Genomic DNA, 16,048 nt, shown 5'->3' on the forward strand with positions numbered 1-16,048 from the left:
CGATATGCCGCTATTCAAATGCCCGTGATATTTGTGCAACATTTGCCCGAAAACAGCCGCAACTCGGCTCAACGCGAGCGGTCTTTTGTTGCGTGATCGGGGGCCTTCTGTCTCATATGGAACTGCGACGGAGGGGGGCATCCCAAGGTCGTCCCGTATTAGGTGGTTCGCTTAAGTCCCTCGCGTTCATGCGGGTGTGTCCGAAGGCGCGAAGCGACTGAGCGGGGATTTAAGGGACAAAGGGAACCAACCTGAGGGTGTTTTACCCGGCGGATCCGGAACCTTCCCTGAGATAGAGCAACTTGGAGGTTTAACATGAAGATGGTTAAGAGCCTTATCCTCGGCTCGGCGGCGGCTCTCGTCGCGGTCGGCGGAGCTCAGGCGGCCGATCTTCCCGTCAAGGCCAAAGCGGTCGAGTACGTGAAGATTTGCTCCCTGTATGGTCCCGGCTTCTACTACATCCCGGGCACCGATACCTGTATCAAGCTGGGCGGCTACCTGCGTGCCGACGTCGTCGTGAACTCGAACTCGGATCACACCGGCAACACCTCGGGTGCCGGCGGCGCTCAGAACCGGTTCACCAACGGCTACACCTGGCGCTCTCGTGAAGACCTGAACATCGATACGCGCACGGCGACCGAATACGGTGTTGTCCGTACCTTCTTCGATGCGACGTTCTCGTGGACGTCGGACACCTACGCCGGACAGGGTAACGGCGCGACCGTTTACTCGCCGATCGGCACGGTTCAGGCTCCGAACAACGCCAACTCCGGCGCGGTTGCAGGCGGTACGGTCGGCGTCTACTACGCCTTCATCCAGTTCGCCGGCTTCACCATGGGTAAGGCGGTCTCGCAGTTCTCGGCTCCGTGGGCCAACTATCCCGGCAACAACTTCGACGGTCTCGTCGGCGGCGGCGGTACGATCACTGGTGTGAACCAGTTCACCTACACCGCTCAGTTCGGCAACGGCGTGTCGCTGTCTGTGTCGGCTCAGGATCAGACGGCCTACTACCAGGCTGGCGTGAACAACATCCTCGCGGGTGGCGCTTACGGCACCAGCGACTACGCCGGCACGATTTCTCCGGACCTCGTCGCGATGCTGCGCGTCGACCAGGCTTGGGGTCTGTTCCAGGCGTCGTTCGCGGCGCATGACAACCACGCGGCCTACTACGGCGGCACTGAGTTGACCGGTCATCCGGACGACAAGTGGGGCTGGGCTGGTCAGTTGGCCTTGTCGATCAAGAACATCCCGACCGGACCTGGCGACACCATCAACATCCAGGGCGTCTACACCAACGGTGCGACGCGCTACAACATCCAGGACCTCGCTGGTTCGGCTGGTGCCAACACCGTTTATGGTGGAACCGGTCTGCCCGGCGCGTACCAGAGCATCGGTATCGGCGTTGCTCCTGACAGCGTGTTCGGCGCCATCGGCGGCGTGAACACCGGGCAGCAGCTGGTCACGACCTGGGGTTTCCGCGGTGCATACGTGCACAACTGGAGCCCCTACTGGAACACCTCGATCTACGGTGCTTATGCCGGCATCACCTACAACGATACGGCTAAGACCCTGCTCTGCGGCATCGGTGGCGTGGGCGGCTCGGTTCGTACCACCCTCAATGCTCTGGGCGGCGCGATCACCACCTGCAACCCCGACTACAATATCGCGCAGATTGGTACCCAGACCCAGTGGACCCCGGTCAAGAACCTGACCTTCACGGCAGACCTGACCTACACCCACCTGGATCAGAAGTACGCTGGTACGGTCTCGGCGCCCAGCGCCGCGATCGGCAAGCCTGCCGCTCTTTACGAGCTGAAGGACCAGAATACGGTTACCCTGCTGCTCCGCGCTCAGCGCAACTGGTAATACCGGTTGATCTGACTGCAAGCTAACAGAGCCCCCGGTGGAAACGCCGGGGGTTTTGCTTTGTTCAGCCACGCGGCAGCTCTCACAAGAGCGCCATCTTCTTGTACGATGTCATATTCTGTTCATTAATGCTTACCCGCCCACCGATGGATCATTTTGGAACCGATGACGGTAGCTCAACAAATAATTCGCCTCATTCGCGAGCAACCAGGTCTTACCGAACGCCAGATTGCCGAGCGCATCTTCGGCGAGGAAGGCTCCATACAGCGCGTCAATCCAACGTGCCGAAAGTTGGTGGCAGCCGGCTGGCTGCAGCGGCACGGCCGAGGATGGGCGGCGGACCCGTTCACGTACCACACCGCTAGGCCCGATCTCTGAGCCAAGATTGGGACTGATCCGATTGTCTCGGGCAGCCGGGCTTCGCATGGTCTATCTTTAATTTGCCCCCGGCGCCAAAACGCCGGGGGTTTTGCTTTGGTGGGCTCGCTCTCGCCGATCAGGCGGCGAGCATGTCGCGCACCAGCGGCACCACCTTGCGGCCATAGAGCTCGATGCTCTTCATCAGCTTCTCATGCGGCATCGGGCCCGCCGAATATTTCAGCTGGAAGCGCGCAGCGCCGAGCGCCTTGACGGTCGCCGCGATCTTGCGGGCGACGGTTTCCGGCCCGCCGACATAGAGCGAGCCGTGCTCGGCCTCGGCCACGAACTCGTCGCGGCTCATCGGCGGCCAGCCGCGCTCCTTGCCGATCCGGTCACGCATAACCTTGTAGTCGGGCCACAGCTCTTCCCGAGCCTGCGCGTCGGTCTCCGCAATGTAGCCCGGCGAATGCACGCCGATCGGCTTCGGTGTCCGGCCGAATTGCTGGTAGGCCCGCTGGTGCAGGTCGACATAGGGCGCAAAGCGCTTGGGATCGCCGCCGATGATGGCGAGCATCAGCGGCAGATCATAATGCGCCGCGCGCACCACCGATTCCGGGCTGCCGCCGACGCCGATCCAGGTCTTCAGCCGGCCGTGCTCGACCGGCGGATAGACCGACTGGCCCTTGAGCGGCGGCCGCAGCTTGCCTTCCCAGCTCACCGGCTCCTGCTTCAGGAGCTCGGTGAACAGGTCGAGCTTCTCCTCGAACAACTCGTTGTATTGCCGCAGGTCGAAGCCGAACAGCGGGAACGACTCGGTGAAGGAGCCGCGGCCGAGGATCACCTCGGCGCGGCCGTTCGAGACCGCGTCGACGGTTGCGAAGCGCTGGAAGACGCGGATCGGATCGTCCGAGCTCAGCACGGTCACCGCCGAGCCGAGGCGGATATTCTGCGTGCGCGCGGCGATTGCCGCCAGCACGGTCTCGGGGGAGGAAATCGCGAAGTCGGCCCGGTGGTGCTCGCCGAGCCCGATGAAATCGATCCCGAGCTGATCGGCCAGCACCGCCTCGTCGACGACGTTGCGGATCACCTGGGCGTGGGGCAGCGGCGCACCGGCAGCGTCCTTGGTGACGTCGCCGAATGTGTCGAGCCCGAATTCGAGAGAGGTCGTCATCAATCAGTCCAGTTGTCGGCGTGGCGGAACATCCGCCACGGGCCACCCATCGCACGCAGGCCGAAAGGTCGTATTGCTGCGGAGATGTCCGCAAGCCTGCGCTGTGGAGCCTTCGTTGGAGATCCAGTGCAGGTATTGCCTGTTCGCCGGCCGGCAAGGTCACGCTGCGAAACGCAGCGTTTCCAGGTCGCTTGTATCCGGTCTGCGGCCGAGGCGATCAGCCCGGGAGGACCAGGAAGCCGGCCCGCGGGAAATGCACCACGACCTCGCCTGCGCGTTCGTCGGAACGGCGGATCGCGATGTGCTGCGCGGACAGCGAGACGATCTCGCCGCGGACCGGGATCTTGCCGTAGTCATCCGGCATCACGCTGACGATGTCGCCGGGCTTGCGACCGTTCGGATCCAAAGGGTCGCCGAAAACCGGCGATTCCGGCCGCGCTTTCGCCGCGATCTCGAGCGCGTCGGCTGACGACATCTCGGTGCGCGCGCCGTGGCCGATCGCGCGGACGCGCTCCTCCCACGCCGCAAGGCGCGGCAAGGGCTTCACGATCTCGTCGATCGTGGCGACGCTCTGCCGCGCGTACCACACATTCATGTAGGCGCTGACGTCGGCGAGGCTGAACTCGCCGAACAGCCACGATCGGCCGTCGCCGAGTTGCGCCTCGATCCAGTCGACATTGGCGCGGAACTGGTCGCGCATCTGTGGCAGCGCCGCGGCCATGGCGGCGACATCGAACTTGGCGCCGCGCAGCTTCTCGCGATCCTCGATGAAATCCTGCGGGACCTTGTCGCCGATGAAGCCGAACGCGAGGGTCACCGTGTTCTGGAAGAACGGCCGGTCGGTCCACATGCCGAGCGCCCAGGGCATCCCGGCATTGCCTGCGGGAAACAGCGTCGGCGTCGGATAGCGCCGCTCCAGCTCGCGGATGATGATCTGGGTGTCACAATAGATGTCCGCGCCGATCTGCATCGTCGGCGTGCGGCGATAGCCGCCGGTCATCGGCATCAAATCCGGTCGCGGCATGATCCGGGAAATCCGTACCGAGTTCCAGGCGAGCTTCTTGAACCCAAAGATGATGCGGATTTTCTCGGAGAACGGCGATTGATCGAAATGATGCAGGATCGGCGTGGGCTGCGACATGGCCTTCTCCCGGGATAGGGCTGCGATCTCCTCGGACCTTGTCGCACAGCCTGACAAGATTTCGGCGGATCGCAACCCATTTCCTCTCGAGAACGACGACGGCGCCGTGCCGTCAGAACGACTCCGCCCATGGCCGCAGGTCGAGCTCCAGCGTCCATGCGCTGCGATGCTGGTGATGCAGCACCCAATAGGCATCCGCGATCGCTGCGATGTTGAGCAGCCCGTCCGGCCCGCGGTCGTCCTTCAATTGCGGACGCATGCTCAGCAGGCGATCGCCCTCGATGCCGCCGTCGACCACGACATGGCCGACATGAATGCCCTGCGGCCCGAATTCCCGCGCCACGCTCTGCGACAGCGCGCGCAACGCGGCCTTGGCTGAGGCGAATGGCGAGTAGTTCGCCTTGCCGCGCAACGAGCCGCTGGCGCCGGTGAACACCAGCGTGCCGCCGCCGCGCGCAAGCAGGGCAGGGATCGCAGCCTGTGCGAGCTGGAATCCGCCGAGCGCGTGTTCGCGCCAGTGCTCCTCGAAGCGCTGCTCGGTGACCTTCAGAAACGGCGCCGGCCGGTTGGAGCCTGCATTGTGCACGGCCATCGCCAGCGGCGCGAGCTTCCCGGCAGCCTCGACGAAGCGGGCGACATCCGCGGCAGTTGAGGCATCGCCGACGACATGGCTGACCCTGGCGCCGGTTGCCGCGAGTTCAGCCGCCGTCGCGGCGAGCTTCTCGGCGTTGCGTCCGGCGATCGCGACGGGATAACCGCCGGCCGCAAAGCGGCGCGCGATCGCGGCACCGAGGCCGTTGGATGCGCCGACGCCGGCAATCAGCACGCTTCCCTGCACAGCGGTCGGCTCGAGGGCGGATCGGTCGTTCATGGCTTACTCCATCAAGCTGCCCGCGGCGCGGGCGAAATCATTGGTCGGACGCCATCGCGACGATGGCATCGCGCACCGTGCGCAGAATGGCGTCGGACCGCTTCGGATCGGTGATGACGCGCGAGATCGCAAGTGCGCCGACCATCGCGCTGACCGCGACGATTGCGCCGCTGTCGTCAGCGTCGCCGAGCGTCTCGGCGACCTTGGCGATGAAGGACTCGATGTGCGGTTCCATCACCGCGCGGCACTGCTCGTCGGCGCGGCCGACATCGGAGATCAGCGCGCCGATCGCGCAGCCCGACTTCGGCGAGTCGCGATGGCTGCGGCTGAGATAGCTTCGCACCAGGGAGTTGACGCTGACCGGCCTGTCGGGATCGCGCGATGCGCGCGCCGACGCCTCACCCAAGGTCAGCGCCTGTTCCAGTGCCGCGGCGATCAGGTCGGAACGCGAGGCGAAGTGGCCATAGAAGCCGCCATGGGTCAGCTTCACCTGCTGCATCAGGCTTCCGATGCTGAGCGCGTCGAGCCCCTTGTCGCGGATCTGTGTTGCAGCCTCGTTCAGAATGCGCTCACGGCTCCTGGCCTTGTCGGCCTGGGAATGGCCCATCTCGCAGTGCCCCTGTTTGACTCTCCATCTGGATTATGACCATCATGCATCTGAATGACAACCATCATCCAGAAATTTTAGTCACAAAGCAGGGAGGAACGGATGTCCGGCAGCGCGAGCGAAGGGCGGGTCCGCCACGAGCGGCATGATCACATCCTGAAGATCATCATCGACAATCCGGCGAAGAAGAACGCCTTCAGTCCGGAGATGATGGCTGAACTATCCGACGCGCTGACGCTGCTCGACAATGACGATGGCCTCTGGGTCGGCGTGCTGTGCGCCGCCGGCGGCAGTTTCACCGCGGGTCTCGACATGCCGAAATTCTTTGGTCCGACGGCGAGCCGCAAGCCGCTGCCGGAGGGCAACGTCGATCCCTTTGGACTGTCGAAGCGGTGCCGGAAGCCGATCATCACGGCGGTGCAGGGCATCGTGTTCACCGTCGGCATCGAGATGATGCTGGCCGGCGATATCGTCATTGCCGCCGACGACAGCCGGTTCTGCCAGATGGAAGCCAAGCGCGGCATCGCGCCGTTGGCCGGCGCGCATTTCCGCTACATCAGCCGCGCCGGGTGGGGCGATGCGATGTATCACCTCTTGCTGTGCGACGAATTCACCGCCGCAGAAGCGCATCGGATTGGCCTCGTGCAGGAAGTCGTGCCGGCCGGTCAGCAGATCGAACGCGCGATGGCGCTTGCGGAGATCATCGCGCGCAATGCGCCGCTTGGAATCCAGGTGACGAAAGAGGCGGGCCGCAAGTTCATCGAAGCCGGCGAGCAGGCGGCGATTGCGATCATCCCGCAGATCCGCGAACGCGTGCTCAACACATCAGATGCGGCCGAGGGCATCAAGTCGTTCGTCGAGCGCCGCGCCGCGGTGTTCCAGGGGCGCTAGTTCCCGGGACGCCAGTCTTAGCGGCGCGCGTTGCGTTCACGATACGTGCTCGGATTGCGGTTGTGACAATGTTGTCGCAGCCGCATCAATTTCGATCACGATGGTCGTGCGACGACTCTTGTCGAGATTCGTCGAATCAGGGAGATTCGAATCCATTCATTAAATTCTATTTCGTCCTGCTTTCACTCAAGCGTCCGGTATGGATTCCCATGACAAACGCACGAGTAATTGTAATCGGAAATAACAAGGGCGGCTCGGGCAAGTCGACAATTGCCATGCACGTCGCCATCGCGCTGATCAAGACGGGTCAGCGTGTCGCCACCATCGATCTCGACAACAAGCAGAAATCGCTGACGCACTATGTCGATAACCGGCGGGACTGGGCGCGGGAAACCTCGCTGGATCTCGGTATCCCGGCGCATATGTGCTTCGAGACCGTCAGCGGCCGAAGCAGCGAAGTCGAGACGCTCGGGCGCAGCGCGCTTGCCGAGATCGTCGAGCGGCTCGGCCGCTCACATGACTTCGTCGTCATCGACTGTCCCGGCCACGACACCTATCTGACGACGTTCACCCATTCGCTGGCGAACACGTTGATTACGCCGCTGAACGACAGCTTCCTCGACTTCGACGTGCTCGGCACCGTCGATCCGAACGACTTCAAGGTCACCGGCATCAGCCATTATTCGAAGATGGTGGAGGAAGCGCGGCGCGAGCGCCGCGCGCAGGATCAGCCGGCCTTCGAGTGGGTGGTGCTGCGCAACCGCCTCTCGACGATCGGTTCGCGCAACAAGCGCCTGGTCGGCGAAGCCCTCAACGAACTATCGAAGACGCTGAATTTCCGTCTGGTCGACGGCCTGGCCGAGCGCGTGATCTTCCGCGAGTTCTACCCGCGCGGATTGACCGCGGTCGACGATGTCAATCAGCTCGCGCTCGGTGGCCGGCCGACCATGTCGCATGTCACCGCATGGCTTGAGATGGAGCGGCTGATGACCGCGATCATGCTGGGTCACCTGGTGGCGCGCCCGGCGGAATCCGCCGACGTCAGCCGCGACGCAGCGTAGGCGAGGCCAGGTCGCTACCGGCAGTTGGTGTTGCCCGCATTGGCAACGGTCAGGAACGTGATCGTTGCCGGAGCGAAGACGATCGCTCCCGCCGGGGCCGGCTCGCCATTCAGGGCGGGCATCTGGTCGGAAGCCCCAAGCGCGAGCGTACTGCCATTGAGCCGAACATTGCCGTCGACAGGTTTTTCGTTCGCCAATGTGTAGCGTTGCGATGCCGCCGGCAGCGTCAGCCTGCGCCGCGTCCGTCGATCATTGTTGATGACGAGCAGGGCTATTCCGCCAGGAGTATCGCGCGCGCAATGTGCATAGACGTGGAGACCGGATTGCTCGGCGATGCCGGCATCGAGCACGCTGGTTCCCATGAGCCGTCGCCATAGCAGCGCGGCCCAGTAGTTCGGCCGCGGCAGATGGGTTCGTTCGTCGAGCAGCCCGTAGTCGCTCGCGGCAAGCGTGTTGTGCATCACCACCTGAACGCCCGCCTTGGCGAGCCGCCCGAGCTGGTCGAGATAGCGGAACGTATCGGTGAAGGTCGCAGCCCAGCGGTTGCCGCCGCACGCGGTCTCCGCGGTCTCGGTCAGCCAGATCGGCTTGCCCGGTGCAAGCCGGTCGCGCAGCGTCCGGTAGAACGCGAATGTCTTGCCGGTTCGTGCCAGCCATTGGTCTGACAAGGCCTGCTGTGCCGTGCGATCGCCGGAGCATCGCGCCGAGAGCGCGCCATAATGATGGTAGGAGACCGCGTCGATGCCCGCCGCTGAAACGGCAAAGAGGGCTTTTGTATCCGCGCCGGTGCCGATCGTGCCTGGGCCGAGGATCGTGACGTCGGGTGCGGTATCCTTCATGTATGCGCGGAACGTTGCAAAATCGCGGCCGTAAGCTGCGGCATCGTAATGCTCCGGGGCGCCGCCGATGGCCGGCAGATCGGGCTCGTTCATGAATTCGGCTGCGGCGACCTGGCCGCCGGTCGATTTCGTGAAAGCGAGAAGCTGCCGGGCCTGTTCGGAGGTCCATCGGCCGTCAGCATCGCGCGTGCCGGCGCTGATCGCAAAGGAGGTGACAATGGGCGCGTCGACGGCGTGCGAGAAGTCGATCACGTCTCGCCACTGCTGCCGTGTCAGCACACCCTTGAAGCCGGTCGGTGGCGCCGATAGTGGCGCGTCGGAATCCGCAAAAAACGTGCTGTTGGCCCAGGTCCCGCTCACACGAAGGTAGGCGGGAGCGAGTGCCGCTGCGAGCTTGCGTAGCCTGTCGTCGTGCAGATCGATCGGCGTGCGCGCTGCGAACCGTTCCGGCTTCGCGCCCGGCTGTGCGGCGGCATAGGGCTTCCAGAACCGCCCGCCGGTCACCTCGACCATCTCGATGTTGTAGGACTGGAAGCGCGGGTCGATGGTCGCGACCGGCGGCATGGCGGCGACATCAAGCATCAGCTCTGCCGCGGCAGCCTTCGCCTGAGCGAACGCCGCAATGGCCAGGACAACGACGCATGTGAGGCGTCGAGGAGCGGAGACCCGATGGTCGCGCATAAGGGCTTCGGTTCTGAATTGCTTCGCCGCAGCATGCCGCTGCAGCTTCTCTGGATCAACTCGATGGTGCGCCGTGCGGCTCGTTCGCGATGCGGTCCCACAGTGCGCGGATCATGTCCTTCATGACCAGCGCGTCCTGCCAGCGGTCGGACAATTCCTGCCCATCGGGCCCGGTGATGGCATAGGGCGGGGGACCGAGCTCGCACAGAAAGGTCAGGGTCGCATCGGGCCCGGCGCGCTTGCGCCAGGAGCGGATGCCGTAGTCCCACCAGCCCATGAACAGCGACACCCAGCCCTGGTGCTGCGGAAAGCCGAGCGAGATCTGCACCTGCTCGCGGCTCGCGATGCGGCCGTGGATGCCCCAGGCATTGTCGAGGATGCGATGGATCATCGCATGATTGACGTCGTCGACCGGCCAGGCGAACTCACGTCCGACCAGGTAATGCGAGAGATCGGCGGTCAGCCGCAGATCGGGAAAGCAGTCGAGCAAATCGAGCATGAAGAACAGGTCGGTCGTCATGCGGTCGCGATGGGTCTCGACATGCACGGCAACGCCGGCCTCCGTGGCGAGCCGCCGCCAGCCTTCGAGCAGGGGAATGCAGTCGGCGAGCCGCCGCGGCCGAACGTCCGGCTGCAGGTTGACGTGATCGGCGCCGAGCTGCGCCACCAGCTCCAGCACCGGCTTCAGGTCGTCGACACTCTTCGGATAGCATTGCGCCTGCCAGATCATGCCATGCGCGCGCAGGAAGCCCGCTACTTCGCGCGCGAAGGCGGGATCGATGAAGCGTACGCCGGCGCCGTCAAACCCGGCATCGCGGATCATCGCGAGCTGGGTTTGCAGCGGCCATTCGCCTTCATCCGCCCGTCGCCGCTCCATCGCCCAGAGCGACTGCAACACGCGCAGCTGCTGCGCCACCGATCAGGCCCGCGCCGGGATCGCCGCGGGCAGCTCGGCCTGTTCGCTCATGTCCTCGGCGATGTTCTCCTGATAGGTCTCGGGTCCGATCCAGATCGCAACCACCGTGCAGGCGGACAGGAACATCGCGTAGCAGGCGACCGGCCACCAGGTGCCATAGGCCGCCACCAATGCGGTGGCGACGAACGGGGCCGGGCCGCCCGACAGCAGCGAGCCGAGCTCGCGCGCGAAGGCAAAGCCGGCGAAGCGGCGCTGTGGCGGGAACAGTTCGGCGAAATACGCCGCCTGCGGCCCGAACATCGCCGCCGTCACCACGGCGCGCGCCAGGATGAAGGCGAGCGCGATCATGATCCACTCTTTGGTGCCGACCATCCAGAAGAACGGGAAGGAAAGCGCGACGCCGGCCAGCGCGCCGAACATGTAGACCGGCCGCCGTCCGATCCGGTCAGACAATGCCGCGAAGCCGAGGATCGCAAACAGCTCGATCGCGAAGGCCAGCATCAGCGCACTGAGCGCCTCCGCTTTCGGCACACCGAGCGTGGTGATGACGTAGCTCAATCCAAACACCGGGAAGAAATAGCCGAGCCCGTTCTCGGCCATCCGGGCGCCGAGCACGACGAAGAAGTTGCGCGGGTGCCGGCGCAACGCCTCCATCGCCGGATTGCGCTCGACCTTGCCGCGCGCAACCACCGCCTGGGTGTAAACCGGCGTCTCGGTGATGCGCATGCGGACGAAGATGCCGACGACGATCAGCAGGAAGCTCGCCAGGAAGGGCAGGCGCCAGCCCCAGCTCATCAGCGCCTCGCGCGGCAGCATCGTCACCAGCGCGAAGGCGGCGGCGGCGAGCAGATTGCCGACGGAGACACCGAGCGGCGCGAAGCCGCCCCAGAAGCCGCGATGCTTCGGCGGCGCGTTCTCGACGAGATAGATCACCGCGCCGCCATACTCGGCACCGGCGCCGAGGCCCTGGATGACGCGCATCGCGACCAGAAGGATCGGCGCCCAGACGCCGATCTGCGCATAAGTCGGCAGGAAGCCGATCGCGGTGGTGCCGATGCCGATCATCAACAGCGTTGCGACCAGCACCGGCTTGCGGCCATAGCGATCGCCGAGGATGCCGAACAGCAGGCCGCCGAACGGCCGCACCACGAAGCCGACGCCGAAGGTCAGGAACGACAGCAGCGTGCCGACCACTGGATCGCTCTTCGGAAAGAACAGCTCGCCGAACACCAGCGCGGCCGCGGTGCCGTACAGGAAGAAGTCGTACCATTCGAGCGCGGAGCCGATGCTTGCGGCCAGGATCACACGCAGGCGCGATGTGCGAGCGCCATCTCTTGCCATCTCGGTCATTCGTTTCCCCGTTGTTTTGTTTTTATGTCTTGAAAGCAGCAATGCCCGCGGCTGGCCGCGGGCATTGTCTCAGGTCTCAGGCGGCGCGCGTGAAGTAGGATTTCTTCGACGCCGACTGGGTCTCGTAGATCGATCCCTGTCGCTTGGCCGGCGGCAGCGGCATCCGCACCGGCACGTCGGTGAGCCGCGGTGCGACCACGGGCGGCCCCGCCAGCAGGCGGCCGTTGAATTCGTCGAAATCCTTCACGCCCATCAGCGGCCAGGCGTCGCTGGCGGCCACTTCATAGAGCAGCAGGTTGCGCGGCCGGTCCGATGTGTTGGTCGCCGAGCCGTGCAGCGCGCGCACGTGGTGGAACGACATGCTGCCGGCCTTGCCCATGCAGGGCACCGCGCGCTTGATGTCGTCCTGGATCTGGTCCGGATCGATCAGGCCGGCGAAGCAGCCGTCCTCGCCGTGATGATCCCACATCGTGCTGCCGGTGTGCGATCCCGGCGTCACCAGCATCGGGCCGTTCTCGATATCGCAGTCGTCGAGCAGCACGCCGATCGCGAGGATGTCGTCATTGGTGTGCGGATAGAACGCCCAGTCCTGATGCCACTCGACCGGCGAGCCGTATTGCGCCGACTTCATGTTGAGTTTTGAGCCGTGCAGGCGAAGGCCAGGGCCGATCAGCCTGGTCAGGATCGAGATCACGGCGGGGCTGCGGATGATCTCGTCGAAGATCGGGTGCACCTTGTGCGGCGCCTTGATGCGGCGGACGCGCGGGGTCTCCGGCGTATGGCCCGGCTCGAGGTCGTAGACGTCGGTGTGCTCGCTCACCGCGGCGGCGCCGGCCACCAGCTCGGCGAGCACCGTGCGGACCTTGCCGAGGGTCTCCTGGTTCAGCACCTCGGGGACCACGATCACCCCGTCGCGCTTGTAGGCCTGGGCCTGCTCGTCAGAAATCATGCCGTTTCTCCCATTTTGTTCCATGTTAGCGCTAACATGGCTCGATGCTAGCGCTAACATCATGGCTTGGCAACCCGGAATCGTGCAGGGTCCGGCCCATGAGCTCCGACCTGACCGACCCTGGGACCGGCCCGACCGGTGCCGCGCCCACCCTTTCAGAGGTGGCCAAGCGCGCCGGCGTCTCCTCGATCACGGTGAGCCGGGTGGTGCGGATGCCTGACCTCGTCGCCCCCGAGACCCGGGCGCGGGTCGAGCGGGCGATGCGCGACCTCGGCTATGTCCCGAACCTGGTGGCAGGCGCGCTGGCGAGTGCACGGACCAATTCGGTCGGCGTCTTGGTGCCGACCATTGCCAACTCGATCTTCGCCGACACGGTGCAAGGTCTGTCCGACAAGCTCGAGCCGCTCGGCTTCTCCGTGATCCTGGCGCAGTCGCGCTACGACGCGGTGCGCGAGGATCGCGTGCTGGCGGCGCTGCTGTCGCGGCGTCCCGAGGCGATCATCATGGTCGGCTCGCCGGCGACCGAGGAGGGCAGCCGCCTGCTGCGCAATGCGCGGATCCCGATCGTCGAGACCTGGGATCTGCCGGCCAACCCGATCGATGCGGTCGCGGGCTTCGACAATTACCAGGCCGGCGTCGCTGTCGCGAAGCACCTGGTTGCGCAAGGGCGCAAGCAGCTCGCCTTCATCGGCGGCGATGATCCGCGCGGCACACGGCGCTGGTTCGGCTTCCGGGACGAGGCGCTGGCAAGCGGTCTCGCCGAGCCGCGCCGGCTGATCCTCGACCGCAAGGACTCCGGCAGCGTGGCGGCGCATGCGCGCCTGCCCGATGTCGATGCGGTGTTCGCCGCCAACGATGCGCATGCGATCGGCTTCATGTCGGGGCTGCGCAAGGCCGGGCTGTTGCGCGACGGGCCTGCATCGGCGCAGCCGGTCGCCGTGATCGGCCTCGGTGATCTCGAAATGGGCCAGCTGATCTCGCCGACATTGAGCACGATCAGCGTGCATGGCGATGCGATCGGCCGCACCGCGGCGACGCTGATGCTGGAGCGCGGCGGCGAGCGCCGCATCGATCTCGGCTTCGAGCTGGTGCTCCGCGACAGCGGTTAGCGCGGGATGAGATTTGGTTGAATCGGCTGGCGGCGGTTTCGGTTCACCTCTCCCAAGGGAGAGGTGAACCTCCGATGCCGATGCCGATCCAGCTCAACCTAGTCTCATCATGCCTTAGCAACCGACGCCGCCACGCAGGTGGCTAACGCATCTCTCTGCGTGCTCTCACCTTGCCGCGGCGCCGGAGTCCGCCACCTCGAGCAAGCTGACGAGGCCACGCAGAATGGCCATCGGCGAAGGAGGGCAACCCGGAATATGGAGATCGACGGGGACAACCGCCGAGACCCCGCCAACCACCGCATAGCTGCCGGCAAAGCATCCGCCATCCCTGGCGCAATCGCCTACAGCGACGACCCATTTGGGATCGGGGGTCGCGTGGTATGTGCGCTCCAGCGCCTCGCGCATGTTGTTCGTGACCGGACCTGTGACGAGCAGGACATCGGCGTGACGCGGCGAGGCGACGAACCGGATTCCAAACCGTTCGACATCGTAATACGCATTGCTGAGCGCGTGAATTTCCAGCTCGCATCCGTTGCACGAGCCCGCATCGACCTCGCGGATCGAGAGGCTGCGGCCGAGGCATCGTCGTGCGGTGCGGCCGACCGTGGCCGCGAGCTCCGCGAGCGCAGCGTCGTCCGGACGCGGGGCTTGCTCGGTCAATGGCTGGCGAAACAGGCTCTGGAACAAAAGTTTGCGCATCGCCTCAGGTCCTCAGAGGTCCTGCCCGGAATAGGAGCAGTTGAACGACTTGTTGCAGAGTGGGAAGTCCGCCACGATGTTGCCTTCGATCGCTGCCTCGAGCAGGGGCCACTGAAACCATGACGGATCCCGCAGGTGACATCGCTCGATCCGATCGCCGTTCAGGCGCAGCCAGGCCAGGATGTCGCCCCGGAAACCTTCGACCAGCGCGATGCCTTCGCTAGGTTCGGTCGCAGCTTGCAGCGACACTCTGACCGGGCCGGCCTCGAGGCCGATCAGGATCTGGTCCGTTAGCGCAAGGCTCTGCTCGACTTCCCGGATCCGGATCCAGACGCGGGCGTTGACGTCGCCGTCGCTGAGGACGGGGACGTCGAAACGCAGGCCATCATAGGGGCGATAGCCGGGCCTGCGTCGGGCGTCGTGGTTGCGGCCGCTTGCGCGCCCGACATAGCCACCGGCCGCGAATTGCCGGGCGAGCGCCGGCGTCACGATGCCGGTGGTGACGGTGCGATCCTGCAACGAGGCAGTGTTGTCGTAGAGTTCGACCAGCGCAGGGAAATGCCGGCGGATCTGGTCGAGCGCGGCCCGGATTGCGTTGCGTCCGTCGCCGGCGATGTCGCGCGCGACGCCGCCGGGAACGACAAGGTCGCGCATCAGGCGGTGGCCGAATGCAGCGTCGGCCGCGCGCAGCACGCATTCGCGCAGCACGGCGCAATGCGCCTGCATCAGCGCAAATGACGCATCGTTGCAAATCGCTCCGATGTCACCGAGATGATTCGCCAGTCGTTCGAGCTCGGCCATCAGCGCACGCAGCAAGAGCGCGCGGGGCGGCACGGCAATCTGTTGCGCGGCCTCGACGGCTTGCGCGAAGGCCAGTCCATAGGCGACCGTGCTGTCGCCGGAGACCCGGCCGGCGAGCCGCGCGGCCTGCTCGACGGTGCTCCCCGCCATCAGCCCTTCGATGCCCTTATGGGTGTAGCCGAGCCGCTGCTCCAGGCGGACCACGGTCTCGCCGCTCGCCGTAAAGCGGAAATGTCCGGGCTCGATGATGCCGGCATGCACGGGGCCGACCGCGATCTGATGCAGGCCGTCGCCTTCGGCCGGAAGGAATTGATACGGCGCCGGATCCGGCGATGCATCAAGACGCTCACCCAGCGGGAAACGCATTTGCCATCGGCCGTGGTCGAGCCAGGGGCGGGGGTCCGGCGTGCCGGCAGCCTGAAGCCCGAACAGGTCGTGGATGGTGCGCTCCAATCGAAGCGCCGGAGGGTGATAGGCCGCAACCGACGGGAATCGGCGATCGGGACAATCCAGGCTGATCACGCCGATATTGGAGGTGCGGTCGTCGAGGATGGCCATATGCACGCATGATGGTTCGCCCCATAGCCCGAGCAGGCTCAAGCCGCCATCGGCGAGGGCACCAGCGGCGGCACGCCAGGCATCGCCGTCCACCATCGCGCGCGGCCATGGATGGTGCCGTTGGACGGCGCGGCCTGCCTGGATCAGATCGATCAACGTCGGCATGTCCCGTTCTCCC

The 16,048-nt window shown here is 65.2% G+C and carries 14 protein-coding genes; 4 read left to right on the forward strand and 10 right to left on the reverse strand.

Features of this window, described 5'->3' with window-relative positions; genetic code table 11:
• Positions 1-315 precede the first annotated feature (315 nt).
• Positions 316-1,866: a porin gene (locus ACOIX3_RS11545; RefSeq protein ID WP_420969898.1), complete on the forward strand. Its 1,551-nt coding sequence runs from the start codon at positions 316-318 to the stop codon at positions 1,864-1,866.
• 496 nt (positions 1,867-2,362) lie between these two features.
• Here the strand turns inward: ACOIX3_RS11545 and ACOIX3_RS11550 are convergent, their stop codons facing one another.
• The 4 genes from ACOIX3_RS11550 to ACOIX3_RS11565 form a co-directional block, all read right to left on the reverse strand.
• The gene (locus ACOIX3_RS11550; protein WP_420969900.1) at positions 2,363-3,397 is read right to left on the reverse strand and encodes an LLM class flavin-dependent oxidoreductase; all 1,035 of its coding nucleotides are present in this window, start codon (positions 3,395-3,397) and stop codon (positions 2,363-2,365) included.
• A gap of 217 nt (positions 3,398-3,614) precedes the next feature.
• A complete protein-coding gene (locus ACOIX3_RS11555; RefSeq protein WP_420969902.1) occupies positions 3,615-4,538 on the reverse strand; it encodes a glutathione S-transferase family protein in 924 nt (307 codons plus the stop codon).
• Between the two features lie 112 nt (positions 4,539-4,650).
• Positions 4,651-5,409, reverse strand: coding sequence for an SDR family NAD(P)-dependent oxidoreductase (locus ACOIX3_RS11560; RefSeq protein ID WP_420969904.1), 759 nt, complete (start codon positions 5,407-5,409; stop codon positions 4,651-4,653).
• Positions 5,410-5,446: 37 nt separating this feature from the next.
• Entirely contained in the window at positions 5,447-6,016 is a 570-nt protein-coding gene (locus ACOIX3_RS11565) for a TetR/AcrR family transcriptional regulator (protein WP_420969906.1), read from the reverse strand.
• Positions 6,017-6,118: 102 nt separating this feature from the next.
• Between ACOIX3_RS11565 and ACOIX3_RS11570 the strand changes: the two genes are divergently transcribed.
• A complete protein-coding gene (locus ACOIX3_RS11570; protein WP_420969908.1) occupies positions 6,119-6,907 on the forward strand; it encodes a crotonase/enoyl-CoA hydratase family protein in 789 nt (262 codons plus the stop codon).
• Between the two features lie 275 nt (positions 6,908-7,182).
• A complete protein-coding gene (locus tag ACOIX3_RS11575) occupies positions 7,183-7,968 on the forward strand; it encodes a division plane positioning ATPase MipZ (protein ID WP_420969910.1) in 786 nt (261 codons plus the stop codon).
• 14 nt (positions 7,969-7,982) lie between these two features.
• On the opposite strand, the gene ACOIX3_RS11580 is transcribed toward ACOIX3_RS11575, so the two are convergent.
• The 4 genes from ACOIX3_RS11580 to ACOIX3_RS11595 all read right to left on the reverse strand — a co-directional run bounded on the left by ACOIX3_RS11580 (position 7,983) and on the right by ACOIX3_RS11595 (position 12,703).
• Entirely contained in the window at positions 7,983-9,389 is a 1,407-nt protein-coding gene (locus ACOIX3_RS11580; protein ID WP_420969912.1) for a hypothetical protein, read from the reverse strand.
• 154 nt (positions 9,390-9,543) lie between these two features.
• On the reverse strand, positions 9,544-10,404 hold the full coding sequence (locus ACOIX3_RS11585; protein ID WP_420969913.1) for a sugar phosphate isomerase/epimerase family protein: 861 nt from the start codon (positions 10,402-10,404) through the stop codon (positions 9,544-9,546).
• 3 nt (positions 10,405-10,407) lie between these two features.
• Positions 10,408-11,754: an MFS transporter gene (locus tag ACOIX3_RS11590; protein ID WP_420969915.1), complete on the reverse strand. Its 1,347-nt coding sequence runs from the start codon at positions 11,752-11,754 to the stop codon at positions 10,408-10,410.
• A 76-nt stretch (positions 11,755-11,830) separates the two neighbouring features.
• Positions 11,831-12,703 (reverse strand): phytanoyl-CoA dioxygenase family protein, encoded by an 873-nt coding sequence (locus tag ACOIX3_RS11595; protein WP_420969917.1) that lies wholly within the window; start codon positions 12,701-12,703, stop codon positions 11,831-11,833.
• Positions 12,704-12,801: 98 nt separating this feature from the next.
• Here ACOIX3_RS11595 and ACOIX3_RS11600 point away from each other — a divergent pair, with 98 nt between their 5' ends.
• Positions 12,802-13,812 (forward strand): LacI family DNA-binding transcriptional regulator, encoded by a 1,011-nt coding sequence (locus tag ACOIX3_RS11600; protein WP_420969918.1) that lies wholly within the window; start codon positions 12,802-12,804, stop codon positions 13,810-13,812.
• A gap of 165 nt (positions 13,813-13,977) precedes the next feature.
• On the opposite strand, the gene ACOIX3_RS11605 is transcribed toward ACOIX3_RS11600, so the two are convergent.
• Both ACOIX3_RS11605 and ACOIX3_RS11610 read right to left on the reverse strand, forming a co-directional pair.
• Positions 13,978-14,511 (reverse strand): NADH-quinone oxidoreductase subunit B family protein, encoded by a 534-nt coding sequence (locus ACOIX3_RS11605; RefSeq protein WP_420969919.1) that lies wholly within the window; start codon positions 14,509-14,511, stop codon positions 13,978-13,980.
• A 12-nt stretch (positions 14,512-14,523) separates the two neighbouring features.
• Positions 14,524-16,035, reverse strand: coding sequence for an NADH-quinone oxidoreductase subunit C (locus tag ACOIX3_RS11610; protein ID WP_420969920.1), 1,512 nt, complete (start codon positions 16,033-16,035; stop codon positions 14,524-14,526).
• Positions 16,036-16,048: the final 13 nt, after the last annotated feature.

The organism is Bradyrhizobium sp. B120 (assembly GCF_049075665.1).
In the GTDB taxonomy this organism is placed as follows: Bacteria; Pseudomonadota; Alphaproteobacteria; order Rhizobiales; family Xanthobacteraceae; genus Bradyrhizobium.